Origin of the sequence: Streptomyces nogalater (assembly GCF_039532885.1) — a bacterium.
Taxonomy (GTDB): domain Bacteria; phylum Actinomycetota; class Actinomycetes; order Streptomycetales; family Streptomycetaceae; genus Streptomyces; species Streptomyces nogalater.
The window spans coordinates 327,512-347,871 of record NZ_BAAASM010000009.1; the positions used below are offsets into that span (position 1 = coordinate 327,512).

Sequence of the window (20,360 nt, forward strand, 5' to 3'; positions counted from 1 at the left end):
CGCCCCGGCCGCCGTAACCCCCTCGGCGACCGCTGCGTAGGGTGGACCCGAGCGCCGGTGCGCGCTCACGCGTCACTCCCACCCGAACAGCCCACCGAAGGGATGCACGACGATGGCGATCCAGGTCGGCGACAAGGCACCCGACTTCGAGCTCAAGGACAACCACGGCCGGAGCGTGAAGCTCTCGGACTTCCGCGGCGAGAAGAACGTGGTCCTGCTCTTCTACCCCTTCGCCTTCACCGGTGTGTGCACCGGCGAGCTGTGCGAGCTGCGTGACAACCTGCCGAAGTTCACGGACCGCGACACCCAGCTGCTCGCCGTCTCCAACGACTCCATCCACACCCTGCGCGTCTTCGCCGAGCAGGAAGGCCTGGAGTACCCGCTGCTGAGCGACTTCTGGCCGCACGGCAACGTCTCGCGCGCCTACGGCGTCTTCGACGAGGACAAGGGCTGCGCCGTCCGGGGCACCTTCATCATCGACAAGGAGGGCGTCGTGCGGTGGACCGTGGTCAACGGCCTGCCGGACGCCCGTGACCTCGGCGACTACGTGAAGGCGCTCGACACTCTGTGAGCCACGCGGGCCGACACCCGGGTTTCCCCGGCGCAAGCCGCGCGGGGGGCGGGAACCCGTCACTAGGATCGGCACGTTGATCCCATATCCGAAGCACGACGGGGCTCCCCGCCCCTGAACACCACATGGAGGACCCGTGGGAGTCAGCCTCAGCAAGGGCGGCAACGTATCGCTGACGAAGGAGGCCCCGGGCCTGACCGCGGTCATCGTCGGTCTGGGGTGGGACGTGCGGACCACGACCGGTACCGACTTCGACCTCGACGCGAGCGCGCTGCTGCTGAACAACTCCGGCAAGGTCATCAGCGACCAGCACTTCGTCTTCTTCAACAACCTCAAGAGCCCCGACGGCTCGGTGGAGCACACCGGCGACAACCTCACCGGTGAGGGCGAGGGCGACGACGAGCAGATCAAGGTGAACCTGGACGGCGTCCCGGCCGACGTCGACAAGATCGTGTTCCCGGTGTCGATCTACGACGCCGAGAACCGCCAGCAGTCCTTCGGCCAGGTCCGCAACGCCTTCATCCGCGTCGTCAACCAGGCCGGCGGCGCGGAGATCGCCCGCTACGACCTGAGCGAGGACGCCTCCACCGAGACCGCCATGGTCTTCGGCGAGCTGTACCGCCACGGCGCGGAGTGGAAGTTCCGCGCCATCGGCCAGGGCTACGCCTCCGGGCTGCGCGGTATCGCGCAGGACTTCGGGGTCAACGTCTGACCCCGGCAGCGTAACGACACCCCGGTGTCCGGCGCCGCACCGTTTACGGGCGGCGCCGGACGCGCAGGAGAACCAGGGAAGCACCACCAGGGGAGGACCAGCATGGGCGTCACGCTCGCCAAGGGAGGCAACGTCTCCCTCTCCAAGGCGGCACCGAACCTCACCAACGTCATGATCGGGCTCGGCTGGGACGCGCGCTCCACCACCGGTGCCCCCTTCGACCTGGACGCCAGTGCCCTGCTGTGCGGTGCCGGAAACCGGGTGCTGGGCGACGAATGGTTCGTGTTCTACAACCAGCTCACGAGCCCCGACGGCTCGGTGGAACACACCGGTGACAACCTCACCGGTGAGGGCGACGGCGACGACGAGTCGATCCTGGTGGACCTCTCCCGGGTCCCGCTCCACTGCGAGAAGATCATCTTCCCGGTCTCCATCCATATGGCGGACGAGCGCGGACAGACCTTTGGCCAGGTCTCCAACGCCTTCATCCGTGTGGTCAACCAGGCCGACGGCCAGGAACTGGCCCGGTACGACCTGAGCGAGGACGCCTCCACCGAGACCGCGATGATCTTTGGCGAGTTGTACCGGTACCAGGGCGAATGGAAGTTCCGGGCGGTCGGTCAGGGGTACGCGTCGGGCCTTCGGGGCATCGCTCTAGACTTCGGAGTCAACGTTTCGTAAAGCCGCGTACGGCGCGGGGGAGGACTCTCCTCGGATCTCGTCCGGGAGGGGCCCCCAACGGATGATGGGGTAGCCAGTGCTTCTCAAAACCTTCGGATGGTCGTTCGCGATCACCGCGCTCGGTCTGATCGCGGGGGCGTTCTACGGGGGGTGGACCGGCTTCGGGGTCGTGGCGATCCTGGCCATCCTGGAGATCTCGTTGTCCTTCGACAACGCGGTGGTCAACGCCGGAATCCTGAAGAAGATGAATGCCTTCTGGCAGAAGATCTTCCTGACGATCGGCGTGCTCATCGCCGTCTTCGGCATGCGGCTGGTCTTCCCCGTCGTCATCGTCGCCATCAGCGCCAAGATGGGACCGATCGAGGCCGTCGACCTCGCGATCAACAACAAGGTGCGCTACGAGCAGCTGGTCACCGACGCCCACCCGGCGATCGCCGCCTTCGGTGGGATGTTCCTGCTGATGATCTTCCTCGACTTCATCTTCGAGGACCGGGACATCCAGTGGCTGCGCTGGATCGAGCGGCCCCTGGCCAAGCTCGGCAAGGTCGACATGCTGTCGGTCTGCATCGCCCTGATCGTCCTGCTGGTCGCGGCCTTCACCGTCGCCACCCACGCCCACCAGCACGGCGGCATCCACGTCGACAAGGCGCAGACGGTGCTGATCTCCGGTATCGCCGGCCTGATCACCTACATGATCGTCGGCGGTCTCTCCGGCTACTTCGAGGACAAGCTGGAGGAAGAGGAGGAGCGCGAGCACGAGCAGGAGGAAGCGGCCGTCCGCAGCGGCAAGCAGAAGCCCGCGATCGTCCTGGCCGGCCAGGCCGCGTTCTTCATGTTCCTCTACCTGGAGGTCCTGGACGCGTCCTTCTCCTTCGACGGCGTGATCGGCGCCTTCGCCGTCACCAACGACATCGTCCTGATGGCCCTCGGCCTCGGCATCGGCGCGATGTACGTCCGTTCGCTGACCGTCTACCTGGTCCGCCAGGGCACGCTGGACGACTACGTCTACCTGGAGCACGGCGCCCACTACGCCATCGGCGCCCTCGCCGTGGTCCTCCTGATCACCATCCAGTACGAGATCCACGAGGTCATCACCGGCTCCATCGGTGTCCTGCTGATCCTGGCGTCCTTCCTCTCCTCCGTCCGCCGCAACCGGGCCCTGGCCGCCGCCGGCGGCGAGGGCAGCGGCAGCAAGGCCGAAGTGTCCTCCGGGGTGTGACACCCCGGCTGGTGAGGAACGCTCTGAACGGGGCGGCCGACACGGTCGGCCGCCCCGTCGGCGTGATGACGGGTACCTGGGGGCGGGAATGGGTTTCTTCGACGGACTGCTCGGCGGGCGCGCCGCCGATTTCGACTCGGGCAACGCGGGCACCAACGCCATCGAGCTGACCAGGCGGCACCCGACGGTGTCCCTGACCAAGCAGGGCGCGGCCACCGGAAACCTGCGCGTCAACCTCACCTGGCGGATGCGGACCTCCGACTTCGGCTCGGGCCCCCGCACCAGCCTGCTGCGCCACCCCTTCCGGGCACTGAAGCCACCGGAGATCCAGGGACACGGCCAGAGCATGGTCAACGTCGACCTGGACCTCGGCTGCCTGTACGAACTCGCCGACGGCACCAAGGGCGTCGTCCAGCCCCTCGGCGGCTACCTCGGCGACGTCAACGCACCGCCGTACATCAAACTCAGCGGCGACGACCGGTTCGGTTCCGGTTCCGGCGAGACGATGTACGTCAACCTCGACCACCGCGAGGAGATCAGACGGCTGCTGGTCTTCGTCTACATCTACGACCAGACGCCCGCCTTCGACCGCACCCACGCCGTCGTCACCCTCTACCCCGGCAACGGCCCCCGTATCGAGATCGGCCTGGACGAACGCCACCCCCAGGCCCGCTCCTGCGCCGTCGTCCTGCTGGAGAACGTCAAGGACGAGCTGATCGTCCGCCGCGAGGTCAAGTTCGTCTACGGCTTCCAGGGAGAACTGGACCGCCTCTACGGCTGGGGCCTCCAGTGGGGCAGGGGCTACAAGGCGAAGGCGGACAGGTAAACGCCCCGTCAGGGGCGCGGGGAACCGCGCGAGGAACCACGGCCGGCCCGCAGCCGCCGTACGACCGAAGCCCCCCGAGCTCGCAGGCGGCCCTACCGCCCGATGAACTGAGGCCCTTGCGGCGGCATCCGGAAGTACCCGTCCCCCGCCGGAGCCGCCGGCACCGGCTGCGGATACCCGTACGCCGGAACCGCCGGAGGCAACGTCGGCGGTTCCTCCGCCGCCGCCTCCGACTCGTCCACCGAGATACCGAAGTCCGTCGCGAGCCCCTTCAGCCCATTGGAGTAGCCCTCGCCCAGCGCCCGGAACTTCCAGCCCTCCCCGCGCCGGTACAGCTCACCGCAGATCAGCGCCGTCTCGGACCCGGTCTCCGGCTTGATCTCGAACCGGGCCAGCGGTTCCCCGTCGGCGGTCCCCGCGTCGTACAGCAGGATGCCCAGCGCCGGCACCTGGTCGAAGGTGACCCCGTCGGCGGAGGCGACCAGCAGTATCCGGTGGATGCCCGGCTCGACCCCGGTCAGGTCTGTCTGGATCGCGTCGGTCAGCCCCTCGGCGACCTGCTTCTTGCCCAGCCGCCACACCGTCCCCGAGGGGTGCCGGGGCTGGTTGTAGAAGACGAAGTCCTCGTCGGAGCGCACACGGCCGTCGGCGCCCAGCAGCAGCGCCGACACATCCACGTCCGGGACGTGCCGCCCGGGCGTCCAGCGCAGTACGGCGCGTACCGTGGTGGCCTCCAGCGGGACGTTCGACCCCTTCAGCATCGCGTGCGTCATGCGGTCATCCTGCCCTCTCGGTCCTGGTCACGACAATGTGGGGGGCCGTGGTGCCGACATGGGGGAGTTACCGGAAATTCATGGCCGCAGGGAACCTCCGACATGGGTCCCTACGTACTATTACCGGCCACCCTTTACGGAACCCAGAGGTTTGGCCGTAGCTCAAAGGGAGTCCTATGCGTCATTTCGGGCATGTCGCCCCCGAGGTGCGGAAGCGCCTCTTCTTCCAGGAGCCGTGTGCGTTCACCGCCGACTCCCCGGCCAGACTGCTCTCCGCGGCCCTGGGCGCCACGCTGTACAGCCCGGCGACGCGGCCCCGGCTCGCGGACGACATCCTCAAGCAGGCCGGCAACGGCGTGGTCTCGATGGTGCTGTGCCTGGAGGACTCCATCGACGACGCTGACGTGGTGGCGGGCGAGGAGAACCTCGTCCGGCAGTTCGCCGGCCTCGCCGCCCGGTCCGGGGCGGAGCCGCCGCTGCTCTTCATCCGGGTGCGCACCCCCGAGCAGATACCGGACCTGGTCCGCCGCCTCGGCCCGGCCGGACGCCTGCTGTCCGGGTTCGTGCTGCCCAAGTTCACCGAGGAACGCGGCATCCCCTTCCTGGAGGCCCTGACGGCGGCGGAGCACGCGGGCGGCCGGCGGCTGTTCGCCATGCCGGTCCTGGAGTCCCCCGAACTGCTGTACCGCGAGTCGCGCATGGAGACGCTGGAGGGCGTCTTCCGCGTGGTCGACAAGTACCGCGACCGGGTGCTGGCCCTGCGCCTCGGCGTCACCGACTTCTGCTCCTCCTACGGCCTGCGCCGGGCCCCGGACATGACCGCCTACGACGTCCAGATAGTCGCCTCCGTGATCGCGGACGTCGTGAACATGCTCGGCCGGGCCGACGGCACCGGCTTCACCGTCACCGGGCCGGTCTGGGAGTACTTCCGCGCCTCCGAGCGCATGTTCAAGCCGCAGCTGCGGCAGAGCCCCTTCCTCCAGGTGCAGGCCGCCGAGCTGCGCGAGAGGCTGATCGCCCACGCCATGGACGGGCTGCTGCGGGAGATCTCCCTGGACCAGGCCAACGGTCTGCTCGGCAAGACCTGCATCCACCCCTCCCACGTCCTGCCCGTGCACGCGCTCTCCGTGGTCAGTCACGAGGAGTTCAGTGACGCCCAGGACATCCTGCGCCCGGAACGCGGCGGCGGGGGTGTACTGCGGTCGGCCTATACGAACAAGATGAACGAGGTGAAGCCGCACCGCGCCTGGGCCGAGCGGACCCTGCTGCGCGCCGAGGCGTTCGGTGTCGCCCACGAGGACGTCGGCTTCGTGGAACTGCTCGCCGCCGGCATACCCGGCTGAACCTTTCGCCACCTCACCAAGGAACGCATGAAGAACGCAGTGAACGACGGGGTCTGGTCCGGCAGCTGGGTCGCCGAGCGACTCGGGGTCCGGCTCGTGGGCGACGACGGGCTGCCGGCCCTGCTCGGGCTCGCGCTGCGCCGCAACCCCAAGCGGGCCCACCTGCTCGTCTCCAACGTCCTCGGCAAGCACGTCCCGCAGTCGCCGTCCGTGGTCTACGACCATGGCCTGCGCCTGGGCCGCCGGGTCGCCGCGCTGCTCGGCACCGAGGCGACGGACGCGGTCGTCCTCGGGTACGCCGAGACCGCGACCGGGCTGGGGCACTCGGTGGCGGACGGGCTCGGTTCCGTGCCGTACCTGCACTCCACGCGGCGGCCGGTACGCGGGGTCGCCCCCGCGGGCGGGTTCGAGGAGTCGCACTCCCACGCCACGTCGCATCTGCTGCTCCCGGAAGACCCGGAGCTGCTGGCCGGGCGGGGGCCGCTGGTGCTGGTGGACGACGAGTTCTCCACCGGCAACACCGTGCTGAACACCATCCGTGACCTGCATCAGCGGTATCCGCGGCGTCGGTATGTGGTGGTGGCCGTGGTGGACATGCGGTCGGCCGAGGACGCGGCCCGGCTGGAACGGTTCGCCGGGGACATCGGGGCGCGGGTGGATGTGATCGCTCTCGCTTCCGGGGTCGTGGAGCTGCCGGAAGGGGTGCTGGAGAAGGGGCAGCGGCTGGTCGCGGAATGTGAGGCCGCCGGGTGCGGGTCCGATGTGGCTGGTCGCGCCCACGCGGCGGAGCGGCATGATGTCCCGCCCCGCGCCCCTGTCGGGGCGCCTCGGCCGGACCACGTCGTGAAAGTCGACCTGCACTGGCCCCCCGGTCTCCCCGACGGCGCCCGCCACGGGTTCACCCCCGCCCACCGCGCCCGCCTCGAAGCAGCGCTGCCCGCCATGGCCGCCCGGATACGGGACGCCCTGCCCGCCGGCGCGCGCCGGGTGCTCGTGCTCGGGTTCGAGGAGCTGATGTACGTGCCGCTGCGGCTCGCCCGGGAGCTGGAGCGCGGCACGGACGCCGAGGTGCGGTTCTCCACCACCAGCCGGTCGCCCGTGCTCGCGGTGGACGACCCGGGGTACGCGATCCGTACCCGCCTGGTCTTCCCCGCCCACGACGACCCGGCGGACGGGCCCGGCGAGCGCTACGCCTACAACGTGGCCGGCGGCGGCTTCGACGCCGTCGTGGCCGTGGTCGACTCCGTCGCCGACACCCCCGCCCTGCACGCGCCGGACGGCCTGCCGGCCCGGCTCGCCGAGCACGTTCCGCATGTTCTGCTGGCGGTCGTACCGTCGTACGTCCCGCACGTTCCCGAAAGGCCGGCCATGCTGCCCGAGCCCCTCCGCGGCCCCGCGTTCTCCTCGTACGCGCCCGAGGAGGTCGGCTGGCTGCTCCAGGACCTGTCCGACGTGCCGCTGGAGGCGCCGACCGAGGAGCGGGAGGAGGCCGTCCAGAGCGGCGGCGCGCACTACGCCGAGTCGTTGCCGGTGGAGTACCAGCCCAGCGAGCGGTACCAGGAGCTGTTCCACGCGGCCCTGGAGGCGTCGGCGGCCCGGCTGGCGCGGGCGGTGGGCGTGGTCACCGAGACGGTGCTCGCCGAGCGCTCACCCCGCCCGGTGCTGGTCTCCCTGGCCCGCGCGGGCACCCCGGTGGGCATTCTGATGCGCCGCTGGGCGCGGTTCCGGCACGGGCTGGACCTGCCGCACTACGCCGTGTCGATCGTGCGCGGCCGGGGCATCGACACCAACGCGCTGCGCTGGCTCGCCGCCCACCACGACCCCCGGGACGTCGTCTTCGTGGACGGCTGGACCGGCAAGGGCGCCATCACCCGGGAACTCGCGCAGGCCGTGGAGGAGTTCGAGGAGAAGGAGGGCGTCACCGGGTTCGACCCGGAGATCGCCGTCCTCGCCGACCCCGGCTCCTGCGTGCGGACGTACGGCACCCGGGACGACTTCCTCATCCCCTCCGCCTGCCTCAACTCCACCGTGTCCGGGCTGGTCTCGCGCACGGTGCTGCGCGCGGACCTGGTCGGCCCGGACGACTACCACGGCGCGAAGTTCTACCGCGAACTGGCCGCCGCCGACGTCTCCGTGGCCTTCCTCGACGCCGTCTCCGCCCGCTTCGAGGAGGTCGCCGCCACCGTGACCGGCGCGGTCGGGGAACTGCTCGCCACCGACCGCACCCCGACCTGGGCGGGCTGGCGGGCGGTCGAGCGGATCTGCGAGGAGTACGGCATCCACGACGTGAACCTCGTCAAGCCGGGCGTCGGCGAGACCACCCGGGTGCTGCTGCGCCGGGTGCCGTGGAAGATCCTGGCCCGCGCGGGCGCCGGCACCGACCTGGCCCACGTCCGCCTGCTCGCCGAGCAGCGGGGCGTGCCGGTGGAGGAGGTCGGCGAGCTGCCGTACAGCTGCGTCGGGCTGATCCACCCCAAGTACACACGCGGTGCCACGGGCGCCGACGGAAAGGCGGTGCACGTCTGATGCCGGTGCTGGTGGCGAGCGACCTCGACCGCACGCTGATCTACTCCTCGGCGGCCCTCGCGCTGACCATGCCGGACGCCCGGGCGCCCCGGCTGCTGTGCGTGGAGGTGCACGAGGCGAGGCCGCTGTCCTTCATGACGGAGACGGCGGCCGGGCTGCTGGCGGACCTCGGCGACGCGGCCGTGTTCGTACCGACGACGACCCGGACGCGCAAGCAGTACCAGCGCATCAACCTGCCCGGCCCGCCGCCCGGGTACGCGATCTGCGCCAACGGGGGCCATCTGCTGGTCGACGGGGTCACCGACGCCGACTGGCACGCGCGCGTGCTGGCGCGGCTCGCCGACGAGTGCGCGCCGCTGGCGGAGGTCCGCGAGCATCTGCTGCGCTCGGCCGACCCGGTGTGGGTGCGCAAGCACCGGGTCGCCGAGGACCTGTTCGCCTACCTGGTGGTGGAGCGCGAGCTGCTGCCCGAGGAGTGGGTGAAGGAGCTGGCGGTGTGGGCGGAGAACCGGGGCTGGACCGTCTCGCTCCAGGGCCGCAAGATCTACGCCGTGCCCAAGCCGCTCACCAAGAGCGCGGCCGTCCGCGAGGTCGCCCGCCGCACCGGCGCGGAGCTGACCCTGGCCGCCGGCGACTCCCTTCTGGACGCCGACCTCCTGCTGGCGGCCGACCGGGGCTGGCGCCCGGGCCACGGAGAACTGGCGGACGCGGACTGGACGGCCCCTCAGGTCACCGCCCTGCCGGAGCGAGGCGTACTGGCAGGGGAGCGGATCCTGCGGGAGTTCTTGAGAACGGCCGGACAGCCCACCTGAGGGACGCGGGGAACTGCGCGAAGTACCACGGCGGCGCCGCACTCGCCCGACGGCACAGCGCGGCACCCCGGTAGGCGTGGGGCGACTACCCGCAGCACCCTCCACCGCAGCACCCGCCGCCCCCGCCGCCCTGCGGAGCAGACGCACCGGAGACGCCGCCCACAGCCACCGTGGACAAAAGCTTCACCGTGTCGTCATGCCCCGCGGGGCACGTCGCGGGGTCGGCGGACTCCGCCATAGGACGGTTGAGTTCGAACGTGTCGCCGCAGCTCCGGCAGCGGTACTCGTAACGAGGCATGGGCCCAGGTTAGCCGTCAGGGGGGTGCCGGGGGCAGCTCGTTTGTTCCACGAGTGTTGCCATCCGTGCGGCATATGTGCAGGGCATTCGAAAACGTTACTGATAATTTGTGAACGCCGTGGCGAGGATGCTCAGCTCACCCGCGCGAGCGAGACCGAGTGCGGAGGGAGACGCAGGCGTGACCGATGCGTCGCAGGGGGAGGACGGCCCCATGGGGGGTGGCCGTGGCGACAAGCCCCGAGAGGCCGACGAGACCCTGCATCTGAGAGTCGACGCCCTCAGGGCGGACGAAACGATGCAGCTGCGCGTCCCCACGTCGTCGGAGCGGCCCGCGTCATCGGAGCGGTCCACGCCGGCGGAGCGGTCCGCGCCGGCCGGCGGCCGGGCCGAGCGCCGGCGCGGCGCGCGCTCCGCCGGCCGGGAGCGCTCGCGCAGGCGCCTGCTCGGTCCGCTCGCCCCCTACGCGCGCCGCCTGAAGCCCGTCTACCCGCGCCCCGGCCGCACCGGCTGGCGTCGCTGGATACCCTCCTGGCGCCAGTGGATCGGCGCCGTCCTGACCTCGTTCGGCCTGCTCGGCGCGTTCCTGGTCACCGCGTACGCGATGACGGACATACCGCACGACATCAACTCGTACGCCACCCAGCAGGACAACGTCTACTTCTGGTCCGACGGCACGCCCATGGCCCGCACGGGCTGGGTGCAGCGGCAGGCGATGCCGCTGGAGGACATCCCGCAGGACGTGCGCTGGGCGGTGCTCGCGGCGGAGAACGAGAGTTTCTACTCGGACCCGGGCATATCCCTCAAAGGCATCAGCCGGGCCCTGTTCCGCACGGTGGGCGCGGGGGACACCGAGGGCGGGTCCACCATTACCCAGCAGTATGTGAAAAACGTTTACCTGACCCAGAATCAGACGGTCAGCCGTAAATTCACCGAGGCGATGATCGCCCTCAAGCTCGACAACAAGATGAGCAAGGACGAGATCCTGGAGGGCTATCTCAACACCAGCTGGTTCGGCCGCGGCACCTACGGCATCCAGCGCGCCGCCCAGGCCTACTACGGCAAGGACGTCGACAAGCTCGACGTCTCCGAGGCGGCGATGCTCGCCTCGCTGCTCAAGGGCGCCGGTCTGTACGACCCCACGCTCGGCAAGGCCAACCACGCGCGGGCGGTGGAGCGCTGGTCCTGGATCCTGGACCGGATGGTCGAGATCGGCAAGCTGTCGAAGCAGGAGCGGGCGAAGTACACCGAGTTCCCCGAGCCGCTGAAGACCAACCCGCTGTACGACACCGGAGAGCAGAGCGACTACCTGGTGGAGCTGGCGTCGCAGTACGCCAGGAAAGCGGCCCGTCTGACGGACAAGCAGTTCGATCTGGGCGGCTACCAGATCTACACCACCTTCGACCGCAAGCGGGAGAAGGCCCTCACCGACGCCGTCACCAAGGCGCGGGAGGAGGCGCGGAACGAGACCCCGGAGGCGGCGGAGGACGGCCACTACGGCGCCGCCTCGGTCGCCGCGGACGGCCGGGTCCTCGCCGTCTACGGCGGCCCGGACCACCGCAAGCAGGGCTACAACGAGTCCAACGCCACCACGGTCCCGGCCGGTACCGCGTTCCTGCCGTTCGTCTACGCCGCCGGACTCGAACACGGTGTGCACAAGACGCGCAGCGGCCCCGCCACCCCCGTCGGCCCGGACAGCGTCTACGACGGTGACGACGGTGTGCCCGTCACCACGCCCGAGGGACCGTACTGGGACCGCAGCGGCAAGAAGGTCGCCGCGCACAACGACGGCGGCAGATCGTACGGGAAGATCACGCTGCGCGAGGCGCTCGCCAAGTCGGTGAACACCCCGTTCATGCAGCTCGGCATGGACGCCGGACTGGACAAGGTGCGCGACACCGCCGTGGCCGCCGGGCTGCTGCGCTCCAGCATGGGCCCCCAGGTGCCCGCGCTGTCGCTGGGCACCTCCACGCCCAGCGCGATCCGGATGGCGAACGGCTACGCCACCTTCGCGGCCGGCGGCAACCACACCGAGCCGTACTCGGTGCGCCGGATCACCCGCAACGGCGCCCCGGTCGCGCTGAGCACCCCGCGTCCGAAGCGGGCGGTCGGCGCGCGGGTGGCCGAGCAGGTCACCGAGGCACTCGCCGACTCCTTCCGCACCGCCCACCCCGACGCGGCGGCCGGCCGCGCCGGGGTGGGCGGGAAGGCCGGCGGCACCGACAAGGACACCGCCGCCTGGTACGTCGGCACGGCCGACTCCGTGTCCACCGCGATCGTCGTCTACCGGATCGACCTGGCCAAGTCCCTGGAGCCACTGCCGCTCAAGGGCCTGGCCGGGCCCGCCCACAGCGTCCCGTACGCCCTCTGGTCGGCCGCGACGGGCCTCGGCTGAGCCGGGAAGACCCGTCCTCCCTCCCCTTCCGCAGAATGAGCCGCGCATGCCCCGCAAGATGTCGTCGTCAGGCCGCCGTCGAGCCCCCCGCCGCCGCGGTGCGCCCCGTGCCACCCGCCCCCAGGTCCTGACACTGGCCGCGCTCCTCGTCGTGGCCTCGCTGGTGGCCGGGTTCCTGGCGCTGTCCGGTACGGACAGCGACAGCACACCGGCCGCCGCGACCGGCAGGAAGCCCGCACCGAGCACGCCCCCCAAGCCCTCTCCGAGCCCGTCCTGGGACGGCAAGGTCAAGGTCCTGGGGGACGGCTCGACCTCCTACACCGGACCGCAGAAGGGCCGGTTGAAGCCGGTGCCGCTCAAGCCCGGCGAGAAGCCGCCGCAGTTCGTGGTCTTCTCCTGGGACGGCGCGCTGGAGGGCGGCGACCACCTGTTCTCGCACTACCGGGAGCTGGCGAAGGAGTACGACGCGCACATGACCTTCTTCCTCACCGGCATCTACCTGCTGCCCAAGAGCAAGAAGGCGCAGTACCAGGGCCCCCTGCACTCCCCGGGGGACGCCGCGATCGACTACGCCACCGACGACCACATCCGCACCACCGTGCAGGAGCTGGCCAAGGCCTACCGGGACGGCAACGAGATCGGCACCCACTTCAACGGCCACTTCTGCGGCGCCAAGGGCGGCGGCGACTGGAGCGTGGCGCAGTGGAAGAGCGAGATCGACCAGTTCTACAAGTTCGTCGAGCACTGGAAGACCAACACCGGCTTCACCGATCTGCCCCCGCTCCCCTTCGACTTCAGGCGGGAGGTCGCCGGCGGCCGGGCGCCCTGCCTGGAGGGCCAGCCGAACCTGCTGAAGGCCGTCAAGAGCTACGGCTGGCGCTACGACGCCAGCTCCCCGGGCGACTTCCAGATATGGCCCGCGAAGAAGAACGGCATCTGGGACTTCCCGCTGCAGATGCTGCCGTACGAGGACGGCAAGTACCAGGGCCTGTCCATGGACTTCAACTTCCTCTACAACCAGTCCGACGGCGAGACCCAGGGCGATCCGGCCAAGTTCCCCGAGTGGGAGAAGCGCACCGTGGACTCCTACATGGCCGGCTTCAACCGCGTCTACTACGGCAGCCGGGCGCCGCTGTTCATCGGCAACCACTTCGAGGACTGGAACGGCGGCATCTACATGAGGGCCGTCGACCAGGTGGTCAAGAACGTGTGCACCAAGGAGGGCGTCAAGTGCGTCTCCTTCAAGGAGCTGGCGGACTGGCTCGACGTGCAGAAGCCGCAGACCCTGGCCGCCCTGCGCGGGCTCGACCCGGCCCAGTCGCCGGACTGGTCGGCGGTCGTCAAGTAACCGGTCAGCACGGCTGGTTCCGCTTGTGCTCCCCTCTTCACAACCGGTGTACCGGCCATGCGAAGATGCCCCTCGCCCGGTAGGTGTACCGGCGTAGAGGGGAACATCATTGAAATCCAGAAGACTGAGCCGTAGGCGGCGCCGTACGGCCATAGTGACCGCCGCGGCCGCCTCGGTGGTCGCCGGCGTGGCCCTGGTGCCCAACTGGAGCGCGGGCGCGGCGGTGACCGACGACCCGACGGTGGACGCGGCCACCAAGGCGACCTTCCAGCGGCTGGCCGACGCGGTCTTCACCGACCGTACGCAGGCCCTGGTGGAAGGCGCCGGAACGAAGGAGACCCGGCACACGGCCGGCTTCTCCGGTTCCGTGAGCCTGTCCGGCGGACAGACGCGGGAGCAGACGTCGGCGCTGAAGGAGCTGCGCGACCGCCGCGGCCGGCTCGCCCGGCTGGGCGAGACGTACCGCGCGGGCAGCACCCAGGTCCGGCTCGACGCGACGCAGGTGAAGGGCCGCAAGGCGAAGGTCGCGGTCACCGAGACCACGACGCTGACCTACGGCAGGACCACCGCGAAGAGCCCGCAGTCGACCGGCTTCCAGGCCCACCACGAGCTGACCTTCACGGCCGACCGGCACGGGAACTGGCGGCTCACCGGCATCCGCGACACCGACGACGGCTACCTCGCCGTGAACCAGGTCGCCGCGCCGGACGTGGCCGAGGAGCAGAGCGCGGCCGAGGACGACGGTCCGCCGAGCGCGGTCCGCGCCGCCACCACCCGCCCGGCCCCGGCCAAGGCGAAGAACTTCTCCGCGAGCGGCTACGACTACAAGGCCATGGTCGCCTACGCGCAGAAGTACTGGAGCAAGTACAACCCGGCCTACCCGAACTTCAACGGGCAGGGCGCCGGCGGTGACTGCACCAACTTCGTCAGCCAGGCCCTGAAGGCGGGCGGCTGGAAGCACGTGCCCGGGTACACGTACGACTTCCACAAGTGGTTCGGCAACTCCGAGATCCAGTCGGACTCTTTCGTCGGCGTCAACGAGTGGTCCTGGTTCGCCCTGTCGTCCAAGCGGGTCACCAGCCTCGCCAACGTCTACCAGATGGACCTCGGCGACGTGCTCCAGATGGACTTCAACCGGGACGGGTCCAAGGACCACACGATGATCGTCACCTCCCGGGACCGCCGGGGCGTGCCGTACGTGACGTACCACTCGACCAACACCTACAACCGGTCGGTGGCCAGCCTCGTCGCCTCGTACCCGAACGCGGCGTTCTACGCCTACCGGACCTGATCCGGTCCCTGCCGCGGGCCCTGCCGCCGGTCGCCCTCCTCCTGCTCGTGCCGCATCCGCTGCTCCTGCGAGGAGGGCTCGGGGTGGCGGGCCCGCCAGTAGGGGTTGTCGTGCGGCAGCGCGTGCCCGACCCGGCCGTACATGCCGAAGGTCATCAGCAGCAGGCCCACGGCGAAGCTGAAGTACACGTTCTGGATCTTGAACGCCAGGAAGTTGTTCGGGGTGTCCAGCAGGCCGAGGAACAGGAAGCCGTTCAGCAGGAACAGCACGCCGAGGACCATGTTCAGGGTGGACGCGAAGTTCCCGCCGATGGCCGCGCCCACCAGCAGCAGCAGACCGATGCAGATCGACAGCACGCTGAGCGCGCCGTTGGTGTTCAGCCCGGCGACCTGGTTGCCGCCCGTGCTGAAGAAGCCGATCTGGTCCAGCAGGCCGAGAATGCCGAAGGCGACCAGGAACGCGCCGATCAGACCCGCCCCGGCCCGGTAGACCCGGTTGAGCCGGTGGTCCACGGGCAGGTGGTCGTCCAGCCGGATCCGCCGGCGTTCCCGGGCGTTCTTCGAATGCACCGCGTGTGTGGCCATGTCCGCCTCCTCGGGCGCTAGCGGAGGCCATCCGTCCGCTTCTCAATATCCGCCCGCCCCGCCCGCCCGGCAACACGCCGGCTCCGTCCCCCCGGCGACCGGCTGAGGAACGCCGCGCGGCGGCCGTCGGCGGTCCGTGCGGTTCAGTGTCCGGCGCCGCGCTCCTCGCGGATGAGTGCCACCACCCGCGCCACGCTCCGCCGCACCGCGTCCGTCTCGCCCAGGAAGTGCCAGTAGTCCGGGTGCCGCTCCGCCAGCGTGCCGATCGCCCGCTCCAGCCGGGCCACCGCGTCGTCCAGCGGCCGGGCGTGCCGGGGGTCGGGCGTCGTACGGCCCGCCATCGCCAGCCGCTGGGCGTCCCGGATCGCGAACCGGGTCCGCTCGATCTCCTCCTGCGGGTCCTTCTGCACGGCGTTCAGCCGGGCCAGCCGGTCGCCGGCGGCCGACACCGCCTCGTCGGTGGCGTTCAGCAGCGCCCGCACGGTCGACAGCAGCGCGGTGGCGTCCGCCCACCGCTGGGCGTCCCGCGCCGCCCGCGCCTCGGTCAGCTTCAGCTCGGCCTGCCGTACGTTCTCGGCCACCACCGCGGGCACCTGCTGGAGGTCCTGCCAGCAGGCGGCGGTGAACCGGCGGCGCAACTCGCTCAGCACCGGTTCCACCTGCTCGGCCCGGGTGGTCAGCGCCTGCGCGCGGGTGCGCAGGGACACCAGCCGGTGGTCGATCTCGGCCGCCCGCTCGGGCAGCCGCTCGGCCTCGGCCCGGATCGCCCCGGCCTCCCGCTGCACCCGCTCGGCCCGCTCCAGCGTGGCGTCCACCCCGTGCTGCCCGGCACCCTGGTTCAGCCGGGTCAGCTCCGGGGCCAGCGCCGCGAGCCGCGCCGCCAGGTCGTCGGCCCGCAGCCGCTTCGCGCGTACGGCGTCCAGGGCGTTGCTCGCGGCCAGCAGCGACTGCCGGGCCCGCTCCACGGCGGGTGCCAGCCGGGCCAGCCGGGTCTCCGCCTTGTCCAGCAGCGGCCCGAGCGAGCGGCCGAACTCCTCCAGCTCCCGCCGAACCCGCAGCAGTTCGTCCCGGGCCGCGGTCAGCTCGGTGCGCGCCCGGGCGGCCGGGCCGGCCTCCAGGCCGTCCCGGTCCAGGTCGTGGGCGTCGACGGCCTCGATGTACTGCCGGCTGGCCTCGTCGACGCGGTGTCCGAGCGCCGCGAAGTCCGTGACGGCGCGGCGGGCGGCGGGGGAGTCGTCCACCGCCGCGATGGTCTCGACCGAGATCCTGAGGTCCCGCTGGGCGGTGTCGAGTTCGTAGAAGGCCGTCGCGGCGGCGTCCTTGGCGGCCTGGGCCTCGGCGCGCTGGCTCTCGGCCCGCCCGCCGAACCAGCGCCGGGTGCCCCCGCCGGCGAACGCGGCGGCCAGCAGCGGCGCGGCCAGCACCGGCAGGCTCAGCAGGGCGAGGGTGTCCCGGACGGCACGGCGGCCACGCCGGGCCCGGGCGGTGGACGGCGGCGGGTACGGCGGTGTCGCTGGCGTGCCCGGTGTCGCCGTCACATGCCTCTCCCGTGTGGTGATTCGCCCTGGGTGGTGTCATTCTCCCACCCGGTGAAGACGAACACACGGGCCGGTCAGTTCGCTCCGGGCGCGTGACGTTCCCGTCTGTTTGCGGTGCGGCCCGCCGGGCGATGTAGGCTGTCGACCTGTCCGGGTGCGTAGCTCAGGGGTAGAGCGCCTGCCTTACAAGCAGGATGTCGGCGGTTCGAAACCGTCCGCGCCCACGGATACGGCCCCTCGGAGAATCCTCCGGGGGGCCGTTTCGTTTTCCCTATTCCTCCGCGCGCTCCTCGTGGACGTGCTTCAGGCAGGTGCGGGCGTCCATCCGGTCCGCCGCCGGGACGTCCGTCCAGAACCGGTGGGTGCTGACGAAGACCGCCAGTTCGTGCTCGCGTCGCCGCAACTTCTCCACCTGGGCCTGTTCGTCCTCCGACCAGCCGGGGGAGGCGGGCCGCTCCACCTTGCGCCAGCCGTTGTCGTCGCTGAAGCCGTCCATCGGCTCGACCGACCAGGGCAGCCGCTTGAGCAGAGCCGACAGCTCTGCCCGGACCTGATGCAGCTCCTCCTGGCCGGCGAGGAGGTCACTGGGGAATTCATAGGTCGTAGCCACGCGGCAATGCTACGCCTGTTCGATTTACTGAAGCGAGGTCGGACAGGCGGTACGGGTGAGGTTTCAGCCGCACGAGTGACCGGCGGTCAGTATGGCTGGCCGACCGTCGGTCGACAGCTCGACTGACCGGCGGTCAGTGTCCCGCCTCGCGCAGCTCCCGCACCAGCCGCCGCGCCACCGGCACCGGCACACCGTGCCGCTCCGCCGCCCTCAGCAGGGCGCCGCCGATGGCGTCCAGCTCCAGCGGGCGGCCGGCCTCGGCGTCGCGCTGCATGGACGACTTCGCGGCGGGCGGGAAGGCGTCGTACCGGGCCAGGGCCCGCGCCGGATCGGCGGGGGCGCCGCAGGCCCGGCCGACCGCGGCCGTCTCGGCGACCAGCGCCTCCAGCTCGGCGCGGTGCCGGGTGCGGGCGGTGCCGAGGGGGACGCCGTACCGGGTGGTGAGCAGGGCGAACGGGGCGAGGAAGGCCATCTTGGCCCACAGCGCCGCCGTCTCGTCCCCGGCCACGCGGGCGGTCGTGCCACAGTCCGCGAGCAGGGCGGCCAGCGCCTCCAGCCGGGCGCGGGGCACGGTGTCCCCGGCCAGGTCGATCTCCGTGAACGGGCTGCCGTGTTCGATCACGCCCGGCGCGACCCGGGTGGACTCCACGCGGATCACGCCCGGGGCGACCCGGTCGGGCCGGTAGCGCGCCCGCAGGAGCGCGGGGTGTTCGACGCCGTTCAGGAGCGGCACGAGCGGGGCGTCGCCGAGGGCGGCGGGCGGGACCCGGGTGAGGGCGGCGTCGAGCGCCGTGTGCTTGACGGTGATCAGACAGGCGTCCACCGGTGCGCGCAGTTCGGTGTCCGCGTCGACGGCGGTCGTGAAGTCGCCGAACTGCGGGCTGCGGACGGTGATGCCGTCGCGGCGTAGATTTTCGGCCGTTTCCGCACCGGCGAGGCAGACCACGCGATGGCCGGAACGGGACAGCAGGGCGGCGAGCAGGCCGCCGGTGCCGCCGGGGCCGAGGACGGCCACGGTGAGCGGATGCGTCATGGAATTGTTCCCTTCGACGGTCGGCCCCGGGAGTCGGTGGCCGCCTTCGCGGCGATCATCGCAGGGCCCGGCGCGCGGCGCGAGACTGGGGACATGTGCCGGAGCATCAAGACGCTGCGCCCGCCCGTGCTGCCTGGTGAGGCCACGGACGACGACATCCGCGCGGCCGCGTTGCAGTACGTCCGAAAGGTTTCGGGTTTCAGGGTCCCCGCCGCCCACAACCGCGAGGCCTTCGACGCGGCGGTGGACGCCGTCGCCCGCGCCACGGCGGAACTCCTGGGCGCGCTGGAGGTGCGGGGACGGGCGGGGCCCCGGTGAGTACGGCCGGTGACAGGTAGGGCGCAAGAGGCTGATGGGACCTGGATCGTTGGCCTGATGTTGAACTTGCAAGTACTGATTAGGTGCACCTAACCTTGGCTCGATTCGGTTCCCCCTCCCCACGACCGGCCTCGTCCCCGGCCGGCCCGACAGAACACCGAAGAGGAGTCATCCCCACATGTCCGCACGCCTCAATTCCGCTCAGCCCTACGCCCTCGGGCTCTTCCGCATCGTCGTCGGCCTGCTCTTCGCCGTGCACGGCGCCGCCTCCCTGTTCGGCGTCCTCGGCGGCGCCGCCGGCACCAACGGCGGCACCGTCGCGGCCGGCACCTGGCCCGGCTGGTACGCGGCCGTGATCCAGCTCGTCGCCGGCGCCCTCGTCCTGCTCGGCCTCGGCACCCGCGGCGCCGCGCTGATCGCCTCCGGCTCGATGGCCTACGCCTACTTCGACGTCCACCAGTCGGCCGCGCTGTGGCCGATACAGAACGGCGGCGAGCTGTCGGTGCTGTTCTGCTGGTCGTTCCTGCTGCTGGTCTTCACCGGCTCCGGCGCCTTCGGTCTGGACCGCCTCTTCGCCCGGCGCCCGGCACGGGAGAGCGGCACGACGGCCGAGAAGGCCCCGGTGGCGGTCTGACCCCGGACGACGTACGGGCGGCCGGTGACCTCGGGTGACCGGCCGCCCGCCTGTGAACAGCGCTCACGAACGCCCGTGAACGCCCCGTGATCGACTCACGAACCCCCCGCGAACCTCCTGTCACACCCCCCCGCGTACGCTGTACAGCTGTCAACGGGGGAATGTCAGGAGTCGTCGTGTGGGAAAGCGTGGGGTCGCTGGCGGCCGGGCCATGGATCTACGCCGTGGTGGCCGTCTCGGTGCTGCTTGACGTGTTCCTGCCGGTGCTGCCCAGCGGAGTGCTGGTCATCACGGCGGGTACGGCGGCGGCGGCGGGCACCGGCGCGGCCGGTCAGGTCGCGCACGAGGTGCCGGACATCCTGGCCCTGATCCTGTCCGCCGCGACGGCCTCGGTCCTCGGCGACCTGGTGGCCTACCGCCTCGCCTGGCGCGGCGGCGAGCGGCTGGACCGGGCGATAGCCCGCTCCCGCAGGCTCACCTCCGCGCAGGAACGTCTCGGTGACGCCCTCGCCCGCGGCGGCGGCGCGCTGGTCGTCCTGGCCCGCTTCGCCCCCGCCGGCCGCTCGGTCGTCTCCTTCTGCGCGGGCGCCGCCCACCGCCGCGCCCGCGACTTCCTGCCCTGGTCCGCCCTGGCGGGCCTGTCCTGGGCCGCGTACAGCGTGGCCCTCGGTTACTACGGCGCCCAGTGGCTGGGCGCGACCTGGCTCGCCACGGGAGTGTCGGTGGCGGCGCTGTTCGGCGCGGGCGCGGCGGCGGGTTTCCTGATGCGTCCCCGAAGGGGCGCGGGCAACGACGCGATCGGCCACCCCGACCCCGTGGCCGCCGCGCACCCGCACCCCTGCGGTGAGTAG

General features: G+C 71.2%; 20 protein-coding genes and 1 tRNA gene. 15 read left to right on the forward strand and 6 right to left on the reverse strand.

Translation table 11 applies throughout. The features are described 5' to 3' along the window. Nucleotides 1-112: 112 nt before the first annotated feature. From ABD350_RS09550 to ABD350_RS09570, 5 genes are all read left to right on the forward strand, one after another. Nucleotides 113-571: a peroxiredoxin gene (locus tag ABD350_RS09550; RefSeq protein WP_181794128.1), complete on the forward strand. Its 459-nt coding sequence runs from the start codon at nt 113-115 to the stop codon at nt 569-571. 136 nt (nt 572-707) lie between these two features. Further along, entirely contained in the window at nt 708-1,283 is a 576-nt protein-coding gene (locus ABD350_RS09555) for a TerD family protein (RefSeq protein WP_344347412.1), read from the forward strand. A gap of 102 nt (nt 1,284-1,385) precedes the next feature. Next, the gene (locus ABD350_RS09560) at nt 1,386-1,964 is read left to right on the forward strand and encodes a TerD family protein (protein WP_344347413.1); all 579 of its coding nucleotides are present in this window, start codon (nt 1,386-1,388) and stop codon (nt 1,962-1,964) included. A gap of 76 nt (nt 1,965-2,040) precedes the next feature. Beyond that, nucleotides 2,041-3,183, forward strand: a complete 1,143-nt coding sequence (locus ABD350_RS09565) for a DUF475 domain-containing protein (RefSeq protein WP_344347414.1) — start codon at nt 2,041-2,043, stop codon at nt 3,181-3,183. Nucleotides 3,184-3,271: 88 nt separating this feature from the next. Next, nucleotides 3,272-4,009, forward strand: coding sequence for a TerD family protein (locus ABD350_RS09570; protein ID WP_344347415.1), 738 nt, complete (start codon nt 3,272-3,274; stop codon nt 4,007-4,009). A gap of 92 nt (nt 4,010-4,101) precedes the next feature. Here ABD350_RS09570 and ABD350_RS09575 read toward each other — a convergent pair whose 3' ends face one another. Further along, the gene (locus ABD350_RS09575; protein WP_344347416.1) at nt 4,102-4,782 is read right to left on the reverse strand and encodes a TerD family protein; all 681 of its coding nucleotides are present in this window, start codon (nt 4,780-4,782) and stop codon (nt 4,102-4,104) included. A gap of 176 nt (nt 4,783-4,958) precedes the next feature. Here ABD350_RS09575 and ABD350_RS09580 point away from each other — a divergent pair, with 176 nt between their 5' ends. Genes ABD350_RS09580 through ABD350_RS09590 form a run of 3 tightly spaced genes read left to right on the forward strand, consistent with a single transcriptional unit; the run spans nt 4,959 to nt 9,463 of the window. Then, on the forward strand, nt 4,959-6,125 hold the full coding sequence (locus ABD350_RS09580; RefSeq protein ID WP_344347417.1) for an HpcH/HpaI aldolase/citrate lyase family protein: 1,167 nt from the start codon (nt 4,959-4,961) through the stop codon (nt 6,123-6,125). 27 nt (nt 6,126-6,152) lie between these two features. Next, nucleotides 6,153-8,651: a phosphoribosyltransferase gene (locus tag ABD350_RS09585; RefSeq protein WP_344347418.1), complete on the forward strand. Its 2,499-nt coding sequence runs from the start codon at nt 6,153-6,155 to the stop codon at nt 8,649-8,651. Further along, nucleotides 8,651-9,463 (forward strand): HAD family hydrolase, encoded by an 813-nt coding sequence (locus ABD350_RS09590; RefSeq protein WP_344347419.1) that lies wholly within the window; start codon nt 8,651-8,653, stop codon nt 9,461-9,463. Before ABD350_RS09585 ends, ABD350_RS09590 begins: the two co-directional genes overlap by 1 nt. Nucleotides 9,464-9,548: 85 nt before the next feature. Here ABD350_RS09590 and ABD350_RS09595 read toward each other — a convergent pair whose 3' ends face one another. Next, nucleotides 9,549-9,761, reverse strand: a complete 213-nt coding sequence (locus tag ABD350_RS09595; protein ID WP_344347420.1) for an FmdB family zinc ribbon protein — start codon at nt 9,759-9,761, stop codon at nt 9,549-9,551. Between the two features lie 211 nt (nt 9,762-9,972). Between ABD350_RS09595 and ABD350_RS09600 the strand changes: the two genes are divergently transcribed. The 3 genes from ABD350_RS09600 to ABD350_RS09610 all read left to right on the forward strand — a co-directional run bounded on the left by ABD350_RS09600 (nt 9,973) and on the right by ABD350_RS09610 (nt 14,792). Continuing rightward, nucleotides 9,973-12,153: a transglycosylase domain-containing protein gene (locus ABD350_RS09600; protein ID WP_344347456.1), complete on the forward strand. Its 2,181-nt coding sequence runs from the start codon at nt 9,973-9,975 to the stop codon at nt 12,151-12,153. Between the two features lie 46 nt (nt 12,154-12,199). Next, nucleotides 12,200-13,501 (forward strand): polysaccharide deacetylase family protein, encoded by a 1,302-nt coding sequence (locus ABD350_RS09605; protein WP_344347421.1) that lies wholly within the window; start codon nt 12,200-12,202, stop codon nt 13,499-13,501. Between the two features lie 187 nt (nt 13,502-13,688). After that, on the forward strand, nt 13,689-14,792 hold the full coding sequence (locus ABD350_RS09610; protein ID WP_344347457.1) for an amidase domain-containing protein: 1,104 nt from the start codon (nt 13,689-13,691) through the stop codon (nt 14,790-14,792). On the opposite strand, the gene ABD350_RS09615 is transcribed toward ABD350_RS09610, so the two are convergent. Together ABD350_RS09615 and ABD350_RS09620 are read right to left on the reverse strand one after the other, a co-directional pair. Continuing rightward, a complete protein-coding gene (locus tag ABD350_RS09615) occupies nt 14,780-15,376 on the reverse strand; it encodes a DUF4383 domain-containing protein (RefSeq protein WP_344347422.1) in 597 nt (198 codons plus the stop codon). The genes ABD350_RS09610 and ABD350_RS09615 overlap by 13 nt on opposite strands. A 143-nt stretch (nt 15,377-15,519) precedes the next feature. Continuing rightward, a complete protein-coding gene (locus ABD350_RS09620) occupies nt 15,520-16,914 on the reverse strand; it encodes a coiled-coil domain-containing protein (protein WP_344347423.1) in 1,395 nt (464 codons plus the stop codon). A 152-nt stretch (nt 16,915-17,066) separates the two neighbouring features. On the opposite strand from ABD350_RS09620, the gene ABD350_RS09625 reads away from it, so the two are divergent. Further along, nucleotides 17,067-17,138: transfer RNA gene (locus ABD350_RS09625), tRNA-Val, on the forward strand. Between the two features lie 47 nt (nt 17,139-17,185). On the opposite strand, the gene ABD350_RS09630 is transcribed toward ABD350_RS09625, so the two are convergent. After that, nucleotides 17,186-17,524 carry a hypothetical protein gene (locus tag ABD350_RS09630; RefSeq protein WP_344347424.1) on the reverse strand — a complete coding sequence of 113 codons (339 nt, stop codon included), beginning with the start codon at nt 17,522-17,524 and terminating at the stop codon, nt 17,186-17,188. Nucleotides 17,525-17,657: 133 nt separating this feature from the next. Further along, entirely contained in the window at nt 17,658-18,557 is a 900-nt protein-coding gene (locus ABD350_RS09635; RefSeq protein WP_344347425.1) for a ketopantoate reductase family protein, read from the reverse strand. 93 nt (nt 18,558-18,650) lie between these two features. Here ABD350_RS09635 and ABD350_RS09640 point away from each other — a divergent pair, with 93 nt between their 5' ends. From ABD350_RS09640 to ABD350_RS09650, 3 genes are all read left to right on the forward strand, one after another. Beyond that, on the forward strand, nt 18,651-18,875 hold the full coding sequence (locus tag ABD350_RS09640) for a DUF2277 family protein (protein ID WP_344347426.1): 225 nt from the start codon (nt 18,651-18,653) through the stop codon (nt 18,873-18,875). A 178-nt stretch (nt 18,876-19,053) separates the two neighbouring features. Continuing rightward, nucleotides 19,054-19,509 (forward strand): DoxX family protein, encoded by a 456-nt coding sequence (locus ABD350_RS09645; protein ID WP_344347427.1) that lies wholly within the window; start codon nt 19,054-19,056, stop codon nt 19,507-19,509. A gap of 176 nt (nt 19,510-19,685) precedes the next feature. Then, nucleotides 19,686-20,360, forward strand: a complete 675-nt coding sequence (locus ABD350_RS09650; protein ID WP_344347428.1) for a DedA family protein — start codon at nt 19,686-19,688, stop codon at nt 20,358-20,360.

Coding starts and splice junctions, on each gene's coding strand:
- ABD350_RS09550 (WP_181794128.1), top strand. CDS start 113: ATGGCGATCCAGGTCGGCGACAAGGCACCCGACTTCGAGCTCAAGGAC.
- ABD350_RS09560 (WP_344347413.1), top strand. CDS start 1,386: ATGGGCGTCACGCTCGCCAAGGGAGGCAACGTCTCCCTCTCCAAGGCG.
- ABD350_RS09570 (WP_344347415.1), top strand. CDS start 3,272: ATGGGTTTCTTCGACGGACTGCTCGGCGGGCGCGCCGCCGATTTCGAC.
- ABD350_RS09575 (WP_344347416.1), bottom strand. CDS start 4,782: ATGACGCACGCGATGCTGAAGGGGTCGAACGTCCCGCTGGAGGCCACC.
- ABD350_RS09580 (WP_344347417.1), top strand. CDS start 4,959: ATGCGTCATTTCGGGCATGTCGCCCCCGAGGTGCGGAAGCGCCTCTTC.
- ABD350_RS09585 (WP_344347418.1), top strand. CDS start 6,153: ATGAAGAACGCAGTGAACGACGGGGTCTGGTCCGGCAGCTGGGTCGCC.
- ABD350_RS09590 (WP_344347419.1), top strand. CDS start 8,651: ATGCCGGTGCTGGTGGCGAGCGACCTCGACCGCACGCTGATCTACTCC.
- ABD350_RS09595 (WP_344347420.1), bottom strand. CDS start 9,761: ATGCCTCGTTACGAGTACCGCTGCCGGAGCTGCGGCGACACGTTCGAA.
- ABD350_RS09600 (WP_344347456.1), top strand. CDS start 9,973: ATGGGGGGTGGCCGTGGCGACAAGCCCCGAGAGGCCGACGAGACCCTG.
- ABD350_RS09605 (WP_344347421.1), top strand. CDS start 12,200: ATGCCCCGCAAGATGTCGTCGTCAGGCCGCCGTCGAGCCCCCCGCCGC.
- ABD350_RS09615 (WP_344347422.1), bottom strand. CDS start 15,376: ATGGCCACACACGCGGTGCATTCGAAGAACGCCCGGGAACGCCGGCGG.
- ABD350_RS09635 (WP_344347425.1), bottom strand. CDS start 18,557: ATGACGCATCCGCTCACCGTGGCCGTCCTCGGCCCCGGCGGCACCGGC.
- ABD350_RS09640 (WP_344347426.1), top strand. CDS start 18,651: ATGTGCCGGAGCATCAAGACGCTGCGCCCGCCCGTGCTGCCTGGTGAG.
- ABD350_RS09645 (WP_344347427.1), top strand. CDS start 19,054: ATGTCCGCACGCCTCAATTCCGCTCAGCCCTACGCCCTCGGGCTCTTC.